Origin of the sequence: Devosia sp. LjRoot16, assembly GCF_964252795.1 — a bacterium.
Lineage (GTDB): Bacteria > Pseudomonadota > Alphaproteobacteria > Rhizobiales > Devosiaceae > Devosia_A.
Genome location: NZ_CAXUPH020000001.1, coordinates 1,746,775 through 1,764,396, shown reverse-complemented (window position 1 = coordinate 1,764,396; position 17,622 = coordinate 1,746,775). Strand labels below are relative to the sequence as shown.

At 66.0% G+C, this 17,622-nt stretch carries 18 protein-coding genes; 7 read left to right on the top strand and 11 right to left on the bottom strand.

Going from position 1 to position 17,622, the window contains the following annotated elements; all coding sequences use genetic code 11:
- Positions 1-5 precede the first annotated feature (5 nt).
- From ACSQ23_RS08390 to deoD, 3 genes are all read right to left on the bottom strand, one after another.
- On the bottom strand, positions 6-293 hold the full coding sequence (locus tag ACSQ23_RS08390) for a hypothetical protein (protein WP_055875231.1): 288 nt from the start codon (positions 291-293) through the stop codon (positions 6-8).
- A 213-nt stretch (positions 294-506) separates the two neighbouring features.
- Positions 507-1,130: a hypothetical protein gene (locus tag ACSQ23_RS08385; RefSeq protein ID WP_055993862.1), complete on the bottom strand. Its 624-nt coding sequence runs from the start codon at positions 1,128-1,130 to the stop codon at positions 507-509.
- Positions 1,127-1,840: a purine-nucleoside phosphorylase gene (gene deoD, locus ACSQ23_RS08380; RefSeq protein WP_055875224.1), complete on the bottom strand. Its 714-nt coding sequence runs from the start codon at positions 1,838-1,840 to the stop codon at positions 1,127-1,129. Before deoD ends, ACSQ23_RS08385 begins: the two co-directional genes overlap by 4 nt.
- Positions 1,841-1,945: 105 nt before the next feature.
- On the opposite strand from deoD, the gene argC reads away from it, so the two are divergent.
- Complete coding sequence (argC, locus tag ACSQ23_RS08375) at positions 1,946-2,896, top strand: N-acetyl-gamma-glutamyl-phosphate reductase (protein WP_436090322.1); 951 nt, start codon at positions 1,946-1,948, stop codon at positions 2,894-2,896.
- 168 nt (positions 2,897-3,064) lie between these two features.
- On the opposite strand, the gene ACSQ23_RS08370 is transcribed toward argC, so the two are convergent.
- On the bottom strand, positions 3,065-4,279 hold the full coding sequence (locus ACSQ23_RS08370; protein WP_436090321.1) for an FAD-dependent oxidoreductase: 1,215 nt from the start codon (positions 4,277-4,279) through the stop codon (positions 3,065-3,067).
- Between the two features lie 286 nt (positions 4,280-4,565).
- Between ACSQ23_RS08370 and ACSQ23_RS08365 the strand changes: the two genes are divergently transcribed.
- From ACSQ23_RS08365 to ACSQ23_RS08350, 4 genes are all read left to right on the top strand, one after another.
- Positions 4,566-4,904, top strand: a complete 339-nt coding sequence (locus ACSQ23_RS08365; protein ID WP_055046886.1) for a P-II family nitrogen regulator — start codon at positions 4,566-4,568, stop codon at positions 4,902-4,904.
- A gap of 26 nt (positions 4,905-4,930) precedes the next feature.
- Positions 4,931-6,286 (top strand): ammonium transporter, encoded by a 1,356-nt coding sequence (locus tag ACSQ23_RS08360; protein WP_055875212.1) that lies wholly within the window; start codon positions 4,931-4,933, stop codon positions 6,284-6,286.
- 518 nt (positions 6,287-6,804) lie between these two features.
- Positions 6,805-8,004: an ammonium transporter gene (locus ACSQ23_RS08355; RefSeq protein ID WP_436090320.1), complete on the top strand. Its 1,200-nt coding sequence runs from the start codon at positions 6,805-6,807 to the stop codon at positions 8,002-8,004.
- A gap of 552 nt (positions 8,005-8,556) precedes the next feature.
- A complete protein-coding gene (locus ACSQ23_RS08350) occupies positions 8,557-10,368 on the top strand; it encodes an ABC transporter ATP-binding protein (RefSeq protein ID WP_436090319.1) in 1,812 nt (603 codons plus the stop codon).
- A gap of 33 nt (positions 10,369-10,401) precedes the next feature.
- Here ACSQ23_RS08350 and ACSQ23_RS08345 read toward each other — a convergent pair whose 3' ends face one another.
- Entirely contained in the window at positions 10,402-10,917 is a 516-nt protein-coding gene (locus tag ACSQ23_RS08345) for a methyltransferase family protein (RefSeq protein WP_055993878.1), read from the bottom strand.
- 266 nt (positions 10,918-11,183) lie between these two features.
- Here ACSQ23_RS08345 and ACSQ23_RS08340 point away from each other — a divergent pair, with 266 nt between their 5' ends.
- Complete coding sequence (locus ACSQ23_RS08340) at positions 11,184-12,182, top strand: LLM class flavin-dependent oxidoreductase (RefSeq protein ID WP_436090318.1); 999 nt, start codon at positions 11,184-11,186, stop codon at positions 12,180-12,182.
- A gap of 130 nt (positions 12,183-12,312) precedes the next feature.
- Here ACSQ23_RS08340 and ACSQ23_RS08335 read toward each other — a convergent pair whose 3' ends face one another.
- On the bottom strand, positions 12,313-12,960 hold the full coding sequence (locus ACSQ23_RS08335; RefSeq protein WP_436090317.1) for a TetR/AcrR family transcriptional regulator: 648 nt from the start codon (positions 12,958-12,960) through the stop codon (positions 12,313-12,315).
- Positions 12,961-13,171: 211 nt separating this feature from the next.
- Here ACSQ23_RS08335 and ACSQ23_RS08330 point away from each other — a divergent pair, with 211 nt between their 5' ends.
- Complete coding sequence (locus tag ACSQ23_RS08330) at positions 13,172-13,420, top strand: DUF1127 domain-containing protein (protein WP_436090316.1); 249 nt, start codon at positions 13,172-13,174, stop codon at positions 13,418-13,420.
- On the opposite strand, the gene ACSQ23_RS08325 is transcribed toward ACSQ23_RS08330, so the two are convergent.
- The 5 genes from ACSQ23_RS08325 to leuD form a co-directional block, all read right to left on the bottom strand.
- Positions 13,417-14,820 (bottom strand): pyridoxal phosphate-dependent decarboxylase family protein, encoded by a 1,404-nt coding sequence (locus ACSQ23_RS08325; protein WP_436090315.1) that lies wholly within the window; start codon positions 14,818-14,820, stop codon positions 13,417-13,419. The two genes, ACSQ23_RS08330 and ACSQ23_RS08325, sit on opposite strands and share 4 nt — an antisense overlap.
- 108 nt (positions 14,821-14,928) lie before the next feature.
- Positions 14,929-16,026, bottom strand: coding sequence for a 3-isopropylmalate dehydrogenase (leuB, locus tag ACSQ23_RS08320; RefSeq protein ID WP_055875189.1), 1,098 nt, complete (start codon positions 16,024-16,026; stop codon positions 14,929-14,931).
- An 18-nt stretch (positions 16,027-16,044) separates the two neighbouring features.
- The gene (locus tag ACSQ23_RS08315; protein ID WP_436090314.1) at positions 16,045-16,476 is read right to left on the bottom strand and encodes a GNAT family N-acetyltransferase; all 432 of its coding nucleotides are present in this window, start codon (positions 16,474-16,476) and stop codon (positions 16,045-16,047) included.
- A 4-nt stretch (positions 16,477-16,480) separates the two neighbouring features.
- A complete protein-coding gene (locus ACSQ23_RS08310) occupies positions 16,481-16,870 on the bottom strand; it encodes a RidA family protein (RefSeq protein ID WP_055875184.1) in 390 nt (129 codons plus the stop codon).
- Positions 16,871-16,880: 10 nt separating this feature from the next.
- Complete coding sequence (leuD, locus tag ACSQ23_RS08305; RefSeq protein WP_055993893.1) at positions 16,881-17,486, bottom strand: 3-isopropylmalate dehydratase small subunit; 606 nt, start codon at positions 17,484-17,486, stop codon at positions 16,881-16,883.
- Between the last annotated feature and the right edge of the window lie 136 nt (positions 17,487-17,622).

Sequence of the window (17,622 nt, the reverse complement as noted above, 5' to 3'; positions counted from 1 at the left end):
ACGCTCTAGTTCAGGTCACGCCGCTCGACGAACTCGAACGCCGTCTTGTCGCTCACCCGCAGCGCCAGGTGCTGCCGGTCGAGCTCGGCCAGCCATGCCGTCCATGAGCAGGGGCTCATGCCGTCGTCCTGGCTCGGGGTCTCGGTCGGCGCCGCCGGCCGCGCGAAGTTCAGCGCCAGCCGCGCCCGCACCTGCCCGTTCGGATCGGGAACGCGGCGCAAAGCCGGCTTGCCATGACGCGCCGTCACCCAGTTCTGGATATCGCGGTGTTCGATGAGTGTGTGGGTATTCATTCTGGCCTCCCCTCAGATGCCCTAACTAACTTCCCAACGCCAATTCGGCGGTTCAGTTCCGCCCAGTTTGGCTCCCTCCCATGCGACATTTATGACAGGTCGAGATCGGCTCCGGCAGCCGATCTTCAGACCCCGCTGCGGGCCGCGGCGTCTTGACTTGGCCAAGCGCTTGATCGCGCTTTGAAGACGCACGTTCCTCAATTTTCGGAGGCTTCAGGCGCGGGCCCGCCGCAGCACTTTTTCCACACGCGTCCGCTTGGCGCTGGCCTCGATCGAGGTGAGTCGCGTCTCGAGCAGGCGCACGAATGCCTCTCGGTGCGCCGCGTCGATCACTGGCTGTGCCTGTTCGGCATACATCGGGAACTGGTTCGGCGCCGCGCCGTCGAGCCGCTCGAGCAGCACCGGCAGCACCTTGCTGCCATGCCCGGCCGCGGCGAGCTTGACGAGGATCGCCACCGCCTTGTCCTTGGCGATCACCGAACCCTTATCCGCCGCAACGAGGATCGCCGGCAGTTGCGCCAGCACCGCAGCAGGTTGCAGCGATGTGATCGTCTCGATCGCCTGCAACGCGCCCCAGACGTTGCGATTGTTCTTGCCGCTCAGCAGCTTGAGGAACGCCGGGGCGTGTGGTGCCACCAGCTCCGGCTTCAACGCCCCGAGCTCGTACAGCACCTTGATGGCGTCGTTGGAAACGGCAGTCGTCCCCGTCGCGAGCGCCCCGGCCAGCTCGGCGATGGCGGCGGCGTCCGGTTTTGCCGCCAGCGCCTCCGCCAGCTCGACATTGGGCTGCTCGTCATTGCGCCCCAGCGCCGAAGCGAGTTTGCCGAGGACGCTCATGCGCCGATCGCGGTGTCGAGCGCCAGGGTGATCATCTCCCTGAGCGACGACTGCCGGTCCTCGGCGCTGAGTTCGGCATGGGTGATCAGGCAATCGGTCATCGTGCAGATGGCCAGCGCCTTGCGGTCGAACCGCGCCGCCAGCGTGTAGAGCGCCGCCGCCTCCATCTCCACCCCGAGAATGCCATGCGCCGGCAGCCGGCCATAGCCGGTGAGGCCGGGCTCGATGTGGTAGAAGATGTCGGACGAGAGCATGTTGCCGACGTGGTAGCGCATCCCGGCCTTCTCGGCCCGCTCGACACTGTCGCGTAACAGCCCGAAATCGGCGATCGGCGCGAAGTTGAACGGCGTGAAGGCGTCGCGGACGATCGCTGAGTCCGTCGTCGCGCCTTGGGCGATGATCAGGTCGCGCACCTTCACCTTGGCATTGAGCCCGCCGCAGGTGCCGACCCGGATCAGCTTCTGCAGCCCATAAACGTTGATCAGCTCGTGCACATAGATCGACAGCGATGCCTGCCCCATGCCGGTCGCCTGCACCGAAACGGGCTTCCCCTTCCAGCTGCCGGTATAGCCGAGGCAATTGCGCACCGAGTTCACCAACCTGGCGTCTTCGAAGAAGTTCTCGGCGATCCACTTGGCACGCAAGGGGTCGCCGGGCAGCAGCACCGCCTCGGCATAGTCACCGGGCTTGGCGTGATTGTGCGGGGTCATTTCGGCCTCTCATATGATGGTGTTTGCGCCACCAAACCCTTTGCAGATGACAGAGGCAACCCCTATATGTCCCCGCGCATTCAACCCCTTTATTGGGAGTCTCACATGGTCGCGAAAATCTTCATCGACGGCGAAGCCGGTACCACGGGTCTACAGATCCGCGAGCGCCTTGCCGGTCGTCGCGACCTCGAGGTGATCTCCATTGCCCACGACAAGCGCAAGGATCTCGAGGAGCGGAAGCGCCTCCTGAACCTCGCCGATGTCGCGATCCTCTGCCTGCCTGACGATGCGGCCAAGGAAAGCGTGTCGCTGATCGAGAACGACACCACCAAGGTGATCGATGCCTCGACCGCGCACCGCATCGCCGAGGGCTGGGCCTATGGCTTTGCCGAGATGGACAAGGCGCAGTCCGCGGCCATCGCCAATGCCACGCGGGTCGGCAACCCCGGCTGCTGGCCGCAGGGCGCCATCGCGACGCTGCGGCCGCTGGTAGAAGCGGGCCTCGTGCCGGCCGATTTCCCGGTCACCGTCAACGGCATCTCCGGCTATTCCGGCGGCGGCCGCACCATGATCGAGGACTATGAGGCACAGGGCGAGAACGCCAATGAGTTCGCGCTCTACGGCCTCACCTTCAAGCACAAGCACCTGCCCGAGCTGCAGAAATACGCCAAGCTGGCGCATACCCCGCTGTTCCAGCCCGCTGTCGGCAATTTCCGGCAGGGGATGATCACCGCGGTGCCGCTGCAGCTCTGGACCCTTGCCAAGGTGCCGACCGGCGCCGAACTCCATGCCGCCATCGCCGACCACTTTGCGGCGATCCCGCAAAGCTTCGTCGATGTCGCGCCGCTGTCCGATCTCGAGCGCAGCCCCGAGCTCAACCCCGAGCTCTACAACGACACCAACCGCATGCGGCTGCACGTCTTCGCCAATGATGCGAAGGCCCAGGCGTTGCTGGTCGCGGTCTACGACAATCTCGGCAAGGGTGCGTCCGGCGCCGCGGTGCAGAACCTCAACCTGATGCTCGGCGTCGCCGCGGACACCAGCCTCGCGGCGTAGCCGACACTTCCAGCTCCCGCCGGTGGCTGCGGACCCTCACCCTTGATCCCTCCCCGCAAGGGGGAGGGAGACGCAGACTGCGATGTTAGTGTGAGGGTCTCCCTCCCCCTTGCGGGGAGGGGACAGGGGTGGGGGTCAGCCCGCGCCGGCAGTTCAGTAACGCAGCCCCTAAATCTGTAACCCGCGCAGCAGTTTCGGCCCGTTGCGATCAAGCCCGGCGGCGCGGGCGATCAACAGGTCCTTGACCGGCGGCAGCCGGTCGACCACGCCCATGCCGAAATCGCGCAGCGCCCGCACCGGCGCGACGTCGTTCGAGAACAGCCGCACCATCCCGTCGGTCACCATCGCCATCAGCGCGGTGTCGAAGCGCCGCCAATGCTGGTAGCGCTCGAGCACGTCGGCGGCGCCATGGTCCTGTCCAAGCCGGATCGCATCGATCACCACTTCGGCCAGCGCCGCCACGTCTTTCAGCCCCAGGTTCAGCCCCTGCCCGGCCACCGGATGCACCACATGCGCCGCATCACCGATCAGCGCCAGCCGCGGCGCGACGAAGCTCTTGGCGATCTGCAAGCGCAGCGGGAAGGCCTGCAGCCCTTCCTCGAGCGTCACGCGCCCGAGGCTCGAGCCCATCACCGCCTCGATCTCGGCGGCGATCGCCTCCGCCGGCCAGCCCTTCAGCTCCGCCGCCCGCTCGCTGCTTTCGGTCCACACCAGCGATGAGCGCCGGCCCGGCAGCGGCAGGCTGGCGAACGGCCCGGCCGGCCGGAAATGCTCGTAGGCCGTGCCCTCGTGGTCGAGTTCGTGCGTGATGGTGGTGACCAGCCCGGATTGCCGGTAATCGTGCGAGATCACCTCGATCCCGGCCATGCGCCGCAGCGCCGATTGCGCCCCGTCCGAGGCGATCACCAGCGGCGCCATGATGGTGCGGCCGTCGGCAAGGCTCAGCCGCGCCATGCCGGGGTCGGCGGCAAAGCCGGTGATTTCCACCGGCGCGATGGTCTCGACGCCCTCGCCCAGCGCGCCAAGCAGGGTCTCGGCCACCAGTTGGTTGGGCACCAGATGGGCGAACGGCTCGCCCGGCGCCACATCGCCCAGAAAGCTCAGGAACAGCGGCCGCGAAATATCGCCGGTGCCGGAATCGGTGATCTTCATCTGTCTGACCGGCTCGGCGCCGATCGCCATCGCCGTCCACACCCCCAGCTCGACGAAGATGCGGCGCACTCCCGCGGCGATGGCCGAGGCGCGCTGGTCCTTGGGCACCGAGAACGGCCGTCGATCAAGCAGCGCGACGCGAAGACCCTTCATCGAGCGGCTCAGCGCCAGCGCCATGGTGAGGCCCACCGGCCCGCCGCCCACGATCACGATGTCAAAGCTGTCGGCCATAGGAGAACTCCGCTTCGCCGCTATGTCGGACTTCCCATCGCGCGACGCAAGGCGATGCTTTGCCGCGTCGTACTGCTGCACAAAGTGTCAGCACCTTGATCGAATCTGCCCAACTTCTGTGCATGAGCCTTGTGCAGATCAGGCCGCTGCACCGTCGCTAGGCACCGAGCATCCGTCTTTCCTTAATAGAATCATAAGCTTGGCGATTGCGGCCGCAGTTTGGCACGCGACTTGAGTCTGTTTGAGCCGATTGGAGACCGTCCAACACGTATCGAAAGGGGCATCCATGAAGCTGGTGATCGCAATCATCAAACCGTCGCGCCTGGAGGAGGTCCGCCAGGCCCTCAACTCGCTCGACGTCCACGGCATGACCGTGACCGAAGTCAAAGGCTATGGCCGGCAGAAGGGCCATTCCGAAATCTACCGCGGCACCGAGTATGCCGTGCACTTCCTGCCCAAGCTCAAGATCGAGATCGCTGTCGACGACGCCCAGTCCGACGCCATCGTCTCGGCCATCCGCGAGAGCGCCCAGACGGGCCGCATCGGTGACGGCAAGATCTTCGTGCTCGACCTGTTGGCCGTCACCCGCATCCGCACCGGCGAAACCGGCGCGGCCGCGCTCTGATGCCGCTACCCTCTGGAGAAACCCCAATGACAGACTTGAAGTTGTCAAAAGTCCTGGGAGCTGCGGCACTGGCCTCGCTGGCTCTCGCCCTGCCTGCCTTCGCGCAGGACGCCGCGGCGCCGGCCGCTGAAGTCGTTCCGATCATCGACAAGGGCGACACCGCCTGGATGCTGGTCTCGACCATGGTCGTCTTCGTGATGATCGTGCCGGGCCTCGCCCTGTTCTATGGCGGCCTGGTCCGCGCCAAGAACGTGCTGTCGATCCTCAGCCAGGTACTCGGCGGCGTCGCTCTGATCGCCCTGCTCTGGGTGGCCTACGGCTACACGCTGGCCTTTGGCGGCAGCGAAGGCGGCCTGTCGCCCATCATCGGCGATTTCTCCAAGCTGTTCCTCTCGGGCGTGACGATCGAATCGACCGCCGCTACCTTCTCGGCCGGCTTCCAGCTGCCCGAACTGGTGTTCGTGGTGTTCCAGCTCACCTTCGCCTGCATCACCTCGACCCTCATCGTCGGCGGCATCGCCGAACGCATGAAGTTCGGTGCCGTGATGCTGTTCCTGGCGCTCTGGTTCACCTTCTCCTACCTGCCGATCGCCCACATGGTCTGGGCCGGCACCGGCTACCTGTTCGGTCTCGGCGCCTATGACTTCGCCGGTGGCACCGTGGTGCACATCAACTCCGGTGTGGCCGCGCTCGTCGCCGCCATCGTCCTCGGGCCGCGCACCGGCTTCCTCAAGGAACCGATCCCGCCGCACAACCTGACCTTCGTCTTCATCGGCGCGGGCCTCCTCTGGTTCGGCTGGTTCGGCTTCAACGCCGGCTCGAACCTCGAAGCCAACGGCCTCACCGCCCAGGCCTTCCTCAACACCATCACTGCCCCGGCCGCTGCGGCCCTGGCGTGGGGCCTGGCTGAGAAGTTCACCCGCGGTCATGCCTCGCTGCTCGGCTTCGCCTCGGGCGCCGTCGCCGGCCTCGTCGCCATCACCCCGGCCGCCGGCTTTGCCGGCACCATCGGTGCGATCGTCCTCGGCGCCATCGCCGGTGTGGTCTGCCTGTGGGCCGTCGTGACGCTGAAGCCGATGTTCAAGTACGACGACTCGCTCGACGTGTTCGGCATCCATGGCGTCGGCGGCATCGTCGGCGCCCTGGGCACCGCGTTCGTCGCCAGCCCGACCTTCGGGGGTTACCCGCTGGCCGGCTACGAGATGTGGAGCCAGTTCGTCAAGCAGCTGACAGGCGTCGGCATCGCCATCGTCTGGTCGGCCGTGGTGGCGCTGATCGCCATGTTCATCGTCAAGGCAGTGTTCGGCGGCGCCCGCGTCACCGAGTCGGCCGAGAGCGATGGCCTCGACCTCTCGAGCCACGGCGAGCGCGCCTATAACTAGGCAGGAGCGTCGTCAGGAAAAGTTGCAGACTTTTCCGGTTCGACGGCGCGACCACCTAGAGCACTCGACGCGGGCGGGGACCTCCTCCCCTTCGCCCGCGTCCAACTCCGGAGAGCCGGGTTGCGGCTCGGCTCTCCCTCGGAAACCGGGCTGTTGCCCGGTTTTCCGAACCCCGCTGATCGCGGCGTGCAGCTCACGTACCTCTTGGCCCGCCACAGAGGCTTCCCACTCGCAAACCGCGTGGGCTGCACACCCCGGTCAACGGCGTCCGGGCCCGGAACAGGGACCGGCATCCGCCCCGCCAGGCGATGCCGCGTCGCCTAGTTTCTGGGCAATACCGGGTCGTTGACCGCCCAAATCTTGAGCACTTCGCTGCCTGCGAAGCCGCTGCTTATTGCCAGGCAACCTAACCAGCTGAAACCGCTGCACTCTTTCCGCCCGTTCAACTGGCACGCGGCTTGATTGCCATGCCCCCGAATTAACCCGGATGCGAGCCGGGTGTTGCTTGGGAGGCTTCAATGGCTGAGTCCGCAGGGCTCGACGTATTCTTTGTGCTGGTCGGCGCGATCCTGGTGTTCGCCATGCATGGCGGCTTCGCCTTCCTCGAGCTGGGGACGGTGCGCGGCAAGAACCAGGTCAACGCGCTGGTCAAAATCCTGGTCGATTTCGCCTTCTCGACCCTGGCCTATTTCGTCATCGGGTACAGCATCGCCTATGGCGTCACCTTCTTCCACAATGCCGCAACGCTTTCGGGCGGCGGGGCCGGTTTCGCGCCGCAGGGCTTCAGCCTGGTCAAGTTCTTCTTCCTTGCTACCTTCGCGGCGGCGGTGCCCGCCATCATCTCCGGCGGCATCGCCGAGCGCGCCAAGTTCTGGCCGCAGGTGATCGCCGCCGCTGTCATCGTCGGGCTGATCTATCCGTTCTCCGAAGGCATCGTCTGGAATGCCAATTACGGCATCCAGGCCTGGCTTGAATCGAGCTTTGGCGCTCGCTTCCACGATTTCGCCGGCTCGATCCAGGTACATGCGCTGGGTGGCTGGCTGGCGCTCGCCGCGGTGTTGCGCATGGGCGCCCGCATCGGCCGCTACGGCCCGAACGGCCGGCCGTTTGCGCCATCCTCGATCCCGTGGCTGGCGCTCGGCACCTGGCTGCTCTGCATCGGCTGGTTCGGCTTCAACGTCATGTCGGCGCAGTCGGTCGCCGGCGTCTCCGGGCTCGTCGCCATCAACTCGCTGATGGCCATGGTCGGCGGCATCATTGCCGCCGTGGTGATCGGCCGCAACGATCCGGGCTTCACCCATAACGGCGCGCTGGCCGGCCTCGTCGCCGTCTGCGCCGGCTCCGACCTCTACCACCCGCTGGCGGCACTCGCCGTCGGTGCGGTGGCCGGCGTCATCTTCGTCAAGGGCTTCACCTGGACCCAGGAAAAGCTGAAGGTCGACGACGTGCTCGGCGTCTGGCCGCTGCACGGCCTTTGCGGCCTGTGGGGCGGCATCGCCGCCGGTATTTTCGGGCTCGAAGCGCTGGGCGGCATGGGCGGGGTATCGTTTCTCACCCAGCTGGTCGGCTCACTCGCCGTCTCCGTCTATGCTTTCGCCGCCGGCTATGTGCTGTACTGGCTGTCCAACCGCGTCGCGCCGGTCCGCCTCAGCGACGAGCAGCAGCGCCGCGGCGCCGACCTGTCGATCCACTCGATCGGCGCCGAACCCGAGTTCTGAGCCGACCCGGGAACGGTTCTCCTTCCGCGCTCGTTGAGAGAGCGGAAGGAGAGTCCCATGTCTTTCATGAGCAAGGCAAAGTTCATCGATTTTCCGGCGATCGCCTTGATCATCGCGATCATCCTCGTGCCAGTCGCCATCGCGCTCGTCGTCTAGAGTGGGCCAGCTTGAAGGGGCAGCACCACGGAGTCATTCCCGCGAAAGCGGGAACCTCCGTTTGCGGAGCGTGCGGCCAAACCGAGATCCCCGCTTCCGCGGGGATGACCGGTGCCGGACGCGACACAGTCCCTAGCGGCACCAGTTTCCCGTCCTGCTTGCCGCAACTGAAAAACCTCTCTATGAGTCGTCTCCTTCGGCCAGCCACAGGGAGGCGCGACATGACAGCATTCCGACCTCGCCTCGCAGGGCTTACCTCCGGTTTTCACCGTTAGGTCGCCCGCGGTCCTCCTGTAGAACGCTTCGCTTGCTAGCCGCCGGACTCTCCGGCTCTTTTCCAGTTTTGCTCTTTTCCGGGACCGGATGGCTGCCTCGTGCGGCGTCCGGACGAACGACATGGCTTCTTCCAAGAAAACTCAGCGCGGCCAGGCCTATGGCAAAGTGCTCGGCTTCGCCGCCGCCCACTGGCGCCGGCAGCCCAGGCGCGTTGCCCTCATCATGGGCCTGTTCTTCATCGAGACCGTCGCCGACATCCTGACTCCGTTCTTTGCCGGTCGGCTGGTCGAGGCAGTGGCGAGCGGCGCCGCGACCAACGAGATCGCCTGGAACGGCGCGATGACCGCCTTCCTGGTTATCGTGGCGCTCGGCGCCGCCTCGGTGCTGGTCCGCCAGCTGGCGTTCCAGACCATCATCGCGCTCACCCTGCGCATGATGAGCGATATCGCCCAGAACGCCTTTCACCGGGTGCAGCGCTTCTCGTCGGATTGGCACGCCAACTCCTTTGCCGGCTCCACCGTGCGCAAGATCACTCGCGGCATGTGGGCGCTCGACAGCCTCAACGACGTGATCATGATGGCGCTCTTGCCTTCGCTGGTGATGCTGGTCGGCACCACAGTGATGCTGAGCCTGTTCTGGCCGGTGATGGGTCTCGTCATCGGTGTCGGCTCGCTGATCTACATCACCGTCACCGTCAGCCTCTCGACCCTCTGGGTCGCGCCGGCCGCCAGCCTTGCCAATGCCTGGGATACCCGCATGGGCGGCGCGCTCGCCGATGCGGTGAGCTGCAATATCGTGGTCAAGGGCTTTGGCGCCGAGGACCGCGAGGAGGCTCGCCTCGGCCACGTCGTCGACAAGTGGCGCCGACGTACCTCGCGCACCTGGAACCGCGGCACACTCAATGGCACCATCCAGAACACCATGCTCTGGGTGCTGCGCTGCGCCATCATCGGCTCGGGCCTGCTGCTCTGGCAGAGCGGCGCGGCGACAGCCGGTGACGTGACCTTCGTCATCACCACCTTCCTGGTGCTGCAGGGGTACCTGCGCGATATCGGCCAGCACGTCCGAAACCTGCAGCGTGCCGTCAACGACATGGAAGAGCTGGTGGCGCTCGACGACCAGAAGCTCGGCATCGAGGATAAGCCCGGCGCCAGGCCGATGCTGGTCAAGGCCGGCGCCATCGACTTCGAGCATGTCGACTTCCATTACGGCGTGCATCTGAAGCCGCTCTATCGCCAGCTCGACGTGCATATCGCGCCGGGAGAGAAGGTCGGCCTCGTCGGCCATTCCGGCTCAGGCAAGACCACCTTCGTCAAGCTGATCCAGCGCCTGCACGACGTCTCGGGCGGCCGTATCGTCATCGACGGCATCGACATCCGCGACGTGCAGCAGGCCTCGCTGCGCCAGCAGATCGCCATCGTGCAGCAGGAGCCGGTGCTGTTCCACCGCTCGCTGGCCGAGAACATCGCCTATGGCCGGCCCGGCGCCACCCGGGCCCAGATCGAGGAGGCGGCAAAACTCGCTAACGCCCACGACTTCATCGCCAAACTGCCCAAGGGCTACGAGACGCTGGTGGGCGAACGCGGCATCAAGCTCTCGGGCGGTGAGCGCCAGCGCGTCGCCATTGCCCGCGCCTTCCTGTCCGATGCGCACGTCCTGATTCTCGACGAAGCGACCTCCAGCCTCGACAGCGAAAGCGAGCTGCTGATCCAGCAGGCGATGGAGCGGCTGATGGTCGGCCGCACCACCATCGTCATCGCGCACCGGCTCTCGACCGTGCGGGCGCTCGATCGCCTCCTGGTGTTCGACGGCGGCAAGGTGGTTGAGGAAGGCACGCACGAACAGCTGGTGAAACGCGACGGCGGCATCTACCGCCGGTTGTTCGAACGCCAGGCGCTCGAACTGATCAAGGGCCTCGAAGCGGCCGAATAGCAATCCCGACCCGGTCCGGTTCTCCGGGCCGGGTCACTCCTTCGGAGTCCACGGCGTCAGCCGCGGGATCCAGCGCCGGACATTGGCTTTGTAGCGCTCGTACCGCGCGCCAAAACTGCGGGCCAGCGTCGGCTCTTCGTAGCTGATGACGAACAGGTGGACGATCAGCCAGATCGCCGCGCCATAGGCGAGGACGGCAAGATTGCCGAACAGCAGGCCCTGCCCGAGGATCAGCGACACCACTGCCACATACATCGGGTTGCGCACGAACCGGTAGGAGCCGGTGACCACCAGCGTCTCGGTCGGATAGACCGGCGCCGGCGTCCCCCGGCCTTGCAGTGCGAAACGGGCGAAGGTTTCGACCAGCAACACCGCTCCCAGCAGCAACAGCGACCCGCCGAGCCAGCGCAGCGGCTCGATGCCAGCAAGCGCCGGTCCCACCTGCCAGCCGGAAATCCAGTACGGAATCAGCCCGGCCACGACGCCCGGCGCCACGAACAGGAAGATCACCGAACCGGTGATCGGCGCGATGCGGCTGTTTCCCGGCATGAGCTGCTCTCCATTCGGCGAGGGAGGCTAGCGCGTCGGTGTTGGCTGTCAAATGATCGGCACTCGGAGCGTGTGGCCACCCCCACCCTTGATCCCTCCCCACAAGGGGGAGGGAGAACTGACTGATAGTCTCGGTTCCATCGTCTCCCTCCCCTTGATGGGGAGGGGTAGCGCAGCTTGGCCGCTCGCGGCCTAGCGAAGCTGGGTGGGGTGGAGCAGCACGCACGGCCCTTCCAATCCATCGCCAAATGACGATATAAGCCCCCATGGCTTCCCTCCCCCTCTCGATCCTCGACCTCGCCCCAGTCTCTGAAGGCACCTCGACCCCGGATGCGCTCAGGCACATCATCGCCCTCGCCAAGCTCGGCGACGAACTCGGCTTCACCCGGCTCTGGTACGCCGAGCATCACGGCATGCCCTCGATCGCCTCGTCCTCGCCGGAGGTGCTGATCGCCACTGCCGCGGCCAACACCTCGCGCATACGTGTCGGCTCGGGCGGCGTCATGCTGCCCAACCACGTGCCGCTGCGCGTCGTCGAGACCTACCGCACCCTCAATGGGCTCAACCCGGGCCGCATCGACCTGGGTATCGGCCGCGCCGGCGGCAGCGATGGCCGCACCTTGCAGGCGCTGCGTTCGGTCGGCGGCGAGTATTTCGCCCAGGAACTGGCCGAGATGCTGGCCTTCGAGGAAGCCAATTTCGCCCCCGACCACCCGTTCCACCAGGTAATGGTGGTGCCCGAGCGCGTCGAGCTGCCGCCGGTCTACCTACTCGGCTCGAGCGGTGCCAGCGCCCAGGCGGCCGGACAACTCGGTGTCGGCTATTCCTTCGCCGCCCATTTCAGCGCCACTCCGGCCGGCCCGGCCTTCGCCGCCTATCGGGCCGCCTTTACTCCGACCGATGCCTTCCCCAAGCCGCACGCCATCATCGCCGTCTCGGCGCTGGTGGCGCCCACCGACGAGGAGGCGCAGTTCCTCGCCCGTTCCCAGGAGCTGATGTGGGCGCTGTTCCACTCCGGCCAGATACGGAAGCTCGTCTCGCCCGAGGAGGCGGCGGCGCATCAATACACCCCGCACGAGACCCGCATCATCGAGGGCCAGCGCCCGCTCTGGATCGTCGGCTCGCCCTCGACGGTCAAGGCCGCGATCGAGCGCAAGGTCGAGGAGTCGGGCGCCGACGAGGTGATGGTCACCACCACCATGTACGACTACGAGCTCAGGCTCCGCTCGTTCCGCCTGCTGGCGGAGGCATTCGGGCTGGGTTGATCGTCTGCCCACGCCACAAACTCGATGCCCACCTCCCCCTTGACGGGGGAGGCAAGCGAAGCTTGGGAGCGTCAGCGACCTAGCGCAGCTCGGAGGGGGTGTGCGGAGGCACGGTGTCCCCAATGGGGCTTCACGCCGCCAGCGCCTCGCGCGGCACGGCGTGCAGCGCCGCCGGCTGGAACAGCATCTTCACATAGTTGCGCGCCATCAGCATCTGCTCGGGCAGCACGGAGGGGTCGCCGAGCGACTTGCTCATGATGATCCCGCCATCGATGGCGCAGGTGATGTTGCGCGCGATGCGGCCAGGGTCCACCGGTTCGCGCAGCGGATAGGCCGCGACGATCCTCTCGATCATCGATCGGAAGAAGGCGTTCCAGTCCTCGACGATCGAGCTGACCATGGCCCGCACCTCGCGATTGAACAGCTGCTCCTGGTAGCTCATCGTCGCGACGAGGCAACCGGGATGCCCGCCGGGCATCGCCGCCATATGCTCGGCGAACAGCGTCAGCCCGATCAGCAGCTGCTGCAGCGGATCGTCGCTGAGCTCGGCCGCCCGGCCGAAGATCTCGTCGACCAGTTGCCCGAGGCGGCCACGGTGGCGGGCGAGCAGGCCGCGCGCCAACTCGTTCTTGTCGTGGAAATGATAGAAGAAGCCGGATTTGGTGATCCCCGCCTCGGCAATGATCTCATCGATCGAGGTCGCGCCAAACCCCTTGGCGAGCACCCCTGCTTCGGCGATGTCGAGGATGCGTTCGCGCGTCTCATTGCCTTTACGCATGCTGGTCCCTCCAGAAAACCGTACCGCCGGTGCAGTTTTCGGGCCCATCGCCCCATCCCGGCATCTCGCCCCGACGGCCATGCGCCGGGCTACGGAGTTGTTGTGACTTGCCAATTCGATCCCAGCGCGAACCGCACCACGCACTCGCTATCTTCCCGACCGAAGTCATCATATGTTTTGCGCAAAGCGGGGCGCGCTGAGGAATATGACGATGACGACCATCGACCTGGACGAGAGCCCGCTGGCCATCCGCCACAATACCGATGCCGGCTTCATCCGGCGCCTGCTGCGCCGCTTGGTGCAGAGGCACCGGGAACGCGCCACGCTGCTTGGCCTCAGCCGCATGCAGCCGCATCTGCTGCGCGACGTGGGGATCGAACCCGGCGACATCTTCGACGCGCTCGATGGCAAGCGCAGTTCCGTGCTGTTCAACCCGATGCGGAAGCCCAACCATCGCTAACCCCTCACGGCCCGCCAGGCGGCGATGATGGCATCGGCCGAGAGCTCGATGTCCGCTTCGGTGGTGGCGCCCGAGGTGACCGAGATCCGCATCACCCAATCGCCATGCCACGCGGCGCCGCCGGCAAAGCACACGCCGCCGGCCTGCACCCCAGCGATCACCGCCTCGGTCAGCGCCTTGCGCGTCGCCGCGTCGCCCGCGCCGAAATCGACGATCAGCTGGTTGATGGTGACCTCGTTCCTGAGGTTGATGCCCGGCTCGGCGCCGAGCCGTTCCGCCATCCGCTTGGTCAGCGCGCAATGGCGCTCCACCAGCTCTGCCACGCCCTGCCGCCCCAGTGTCTTCAGCATCGCCCAGACTGGCGTGCCACGGGCCCGGCGCGACAATTCGGGCACGAAGGCCGAGGGCACCCGGTCGGTCGGGCTGATGGTCGGCAGGTAGCTTGCCCACTGCGTCATGGCGCGCTGATGCGCCTCGCGGTCGCGCACGATGGCGAAGCCGGAATCGTACGGCACCTGCAGCCACTTATGGCCGTCGGTGACCCAGGAATCCGCCGCCTCGATGCCATCGGTCAGGTGCCTGAGGGATGGCGTGGCGCGGGCCCAGAGCCCGAACGCCCCATCGACATGCACCCAGGCGCCAGCGGCATGGGCGATCGGGATGATGTCGTCGAACCGATCATAGGCCCCGGTATTGATCTGCCCGGCCTGCGCGATGACGATCTTCGGGCCGCTCAGGCCCCTCAGCGCCGCGTCGAGCGCCGCCACGCTCATCCGGCCCTGCCCGTCGGTGGCGACGCGGATCAGCCGGCGATAGCCGAAGCCGATCAGCTGCAGCGCCGAAAACATCGAGGAATGCGCATCGTCGCCGATCAGCACGTGCACCGGCGGCGCGCCGAACAACCCGTCGGCATCGGGGTCCCAACCGGCATCGAGCAGCACCCGGGTGCGCGCCGCGGCAAGCCCCACGGCGCCCGCGACAGTGGCGCCGGTGGTAAAGCCGATCGAACTTTGACGCGGCAGGTCGAGGATCTCGAGCAGCCAGCGCTCGGCCACCTCTTCCATCGCGGCCGCCGCCGGGGTCGGGGTGTGATAGCCGGCATTCTGCCCCCAGGCGCTGACCAGCCAGTCGGCCGCCACGCCCGCCGGATGCGAAGCGCCCATCACCCAGCCGAAGAACCGCGGCCCGGTGATCGGCATCAGCCCGCCTTCACTGCGCCGGACCAGCTCCTCGAGCACATCGAGCGGCGCGGCGCCCTGTTCGGGCACCGGCTCGACCAGCCGGTCGCGCATCTCGGCGTAGCTATGATCCGGGCGGCCGGCATGTTCGTTGAGCGAGGCGCGATAATCGACAGCATGGTCGACGGCGCGGTTCAGCAGCGTGCGTAGATCGTAAGTCATAATATGACCTCCCCGATATGCCGGAGAAATCATAGCGCACCTGAAGCGAAGATGAACGAAGGCCCGGCACCGCCAGGGCACCGGGCCTCATCAACTATGCGTCGGTTGTCAGGCGGCGAGCTTCTTGAGGATCGCGGCGCCCATTTCTTCGGTGCCGACGGTCTTGCGATTGTCCTGCGCGATATCGCCGGTGCGCAGGCCATCCGCCAGCACGCTCGAGATGGCGGCTTCCAGCCGGTCGGCCAGTGCCACCAGGTTGAACGAATAGCGCAGCGCCATGGCGAACGAGGCCAGCATGGCAATCGGGTTGGCGACGCCCTTGCCGGCAATGTCGGGGGCCGAGCCGTGCACCGGCTCGTAGAGCGCCTTGCGCTTGCCGGTCACTGCATCGGGCGCCCCGAGCGAAGCCGACGGCAGCATGCCGAGCGAGCCGGTGAGCATCGCCGCGGCGTCCGACAGGATATCGCCGAACAGGTTGTCGGTGACCATCACGTCGAACTGCTTGGGGTTGCGCACCAGCTGCATCGCGGCGTTGTCGGCGAGGATGTGGTGGAATTCCACATCCGGATAGTCCTTGGCCACCGCCTGCGCGACTTCATCCCACAACACGCCCGACTTCATGACGTTCTTCTTGTCGGCCGAGTGCACCTTGTTCTTGCGGGTGCGGGCGAGGTCCATGGCGACGCGGACGATCCGGTCGATCTCGTAGGTCTCGTAGACCTGGGTATCGATGGCGCGCTTCTGCCCATTGCCGAGGTCGGTGATGGTCTTGGGCTCGCCGAAATAGACGCCGCCGGTCAGCTCGCGCACGATCAGGATGTCGAGGCCCTCGATCAGCTCGCGCTTCAGCGACGAGGCATCGGCCAGCGCCGGATAGCAGATCGCCGGACGGAGGTTGGCGAACAGTTTCAGGTCCTTGCGCAGGCGCAGCAGGCCCGCTTCCGGACGCTTCTCATAGGGCACCTTGTCCCATTTCGGCCCGCCGACCGCGCCGAAGATCACTGCATCGGCGGCGAGCGCCTTCTGCATATCCTCTTCTGAGATCGCCTCGCCATGCGCGTCATAGGCGCACCCACCGACAAGGCCCGAGTCGAAGGTGAAATCCGTCTCGCCCTGGCTGTTCAGCCAGGCGATCACCTTCTCGACCTCCTTCATGATCTCGGTGCCGATGCCGTCGCCGGGGAGAAGGAAGAGTTTCTGGGCCATTTTGCTTTACGTCTCGCGTTATCGGATGGATGCGCTGTCGAAGCGCTTTTGCATGAAGTAGCGGGCGCCGCCGACCGGATGATCGTCCAGCGTGCCGAACACGGCGAAGCCGAGCTTTTCGTAGAACGGCCGAGCCTGGAAACTGAAGGTGTCGAGCCACATGCCAAGCAGGCCTCGCTGACGCGCAAAGACCTCGGCCTCAGCCATCAGCGCCCGCCCGTGGCCCTTGCCACGCAGCTCGGCCGGCACGTGCAGCCACTCGACGAACAGCCAGTCCAGCACGGCGGTCGCGGTCAACCCGCCTACCGCCTTGTCGTCCGCATCGTAGAGCAGCAGCGCGACATTCTGATGCCGGATGCCACCGGTCTGCTGCTTGTTGTAGGCGCGCAAGCCGTTGCGCACCACCGCCACGTCGCGACCCAGGGGGTTGAGCTTGAGCCTGATCTCCATCGCCTCAGCGCCCGTGGGCACCGAAGCGGGCGGTGACTTCGATCTCGAGTTTCATCTCGGGCCGGGTCAGCCCGCACACCACCATAGTGGCGGCCGGCCGGATCTCGGCGAAGACTTCACCGGCCACCGCGACCAGCGCGTCGTAATGCGCCATGTCGGTGATGTAGTAGCGGACGCGCACCGTATCCTTGATGGTGCCCCCGGCTTCCTCGAGCGCCTGCTGGATGGTGGCAAAGGCGTTGCGCGCCTGCTGGCCGGCATCCTCGGGCATCACCATGGTCTTGTAGTCATAGCCGGTGGTGCCCGAGACATAGGCCATGTTGCCGTCGACTACGGCGCGCGAATAGCCGATCCTGGCTTCGAACGGCGAGCCGGAAGAGATATGGAGGACCATCGCCCGCGCCTCAGAGCCAGGGCCGGTCCTGACCCATCTTTTTCTCGAACCCGGAGATCGCCGGATCGGCCCTCAGCGTCGTCGCGATGTCGTCGAGCCCTTCGAGCAGCGTCTGCTTGCGCGACGGATCGATATCGAAGTGGAGCGAACCGCCATCCGGCCCCTTGATCGTCTGGCTCTCGAGGTCGACGCTGATCGTGGCGTTGGAGCCGCGCTCGGCATCGTCCATCAGCAGCGCCAGCTGCTCGGGCGTCACCACGATCGGCAGGATGCCGTTCTTGAAGCAGTTATTGTAGAAGATGTCGGCAAAGCTGGTGGAGATCACACAGCGCACGCCGAAATCCAGGAGTGCCCACGGCGCGTGCTCACGCGACGAGCCGCAGCCGAAATTGTCGCCGGCGACGATGATCTTCGCGTGCCGATAGGCCGGCTTGTTGAGCACGAAGCTCTCATTCTCGGTGCCATCTTCATTATAGCGCATCTCGGAGAACAGGGCCGTGCCGAGCCCGGTGCGCTTGATGGTCTTGAGGTACTGCTTGGGAATGATCATGTCCGTGTCGATGTTGATGATCGGCAGCGGCGCGGCGACGCCCGTCAGGCTCGTGAACTTTTCCATGGCAATACCCCTTTCGGTGCCGGCTGTAATGAAGCAAGGAGGGCCGGGAATCAAGTCGTTCGCGACTGGAGCATTTCACGGCTTGGTTGACACACCTGGCCGAGCCCCAAGCTGGATGTCATCCCTGCGAAAGCAC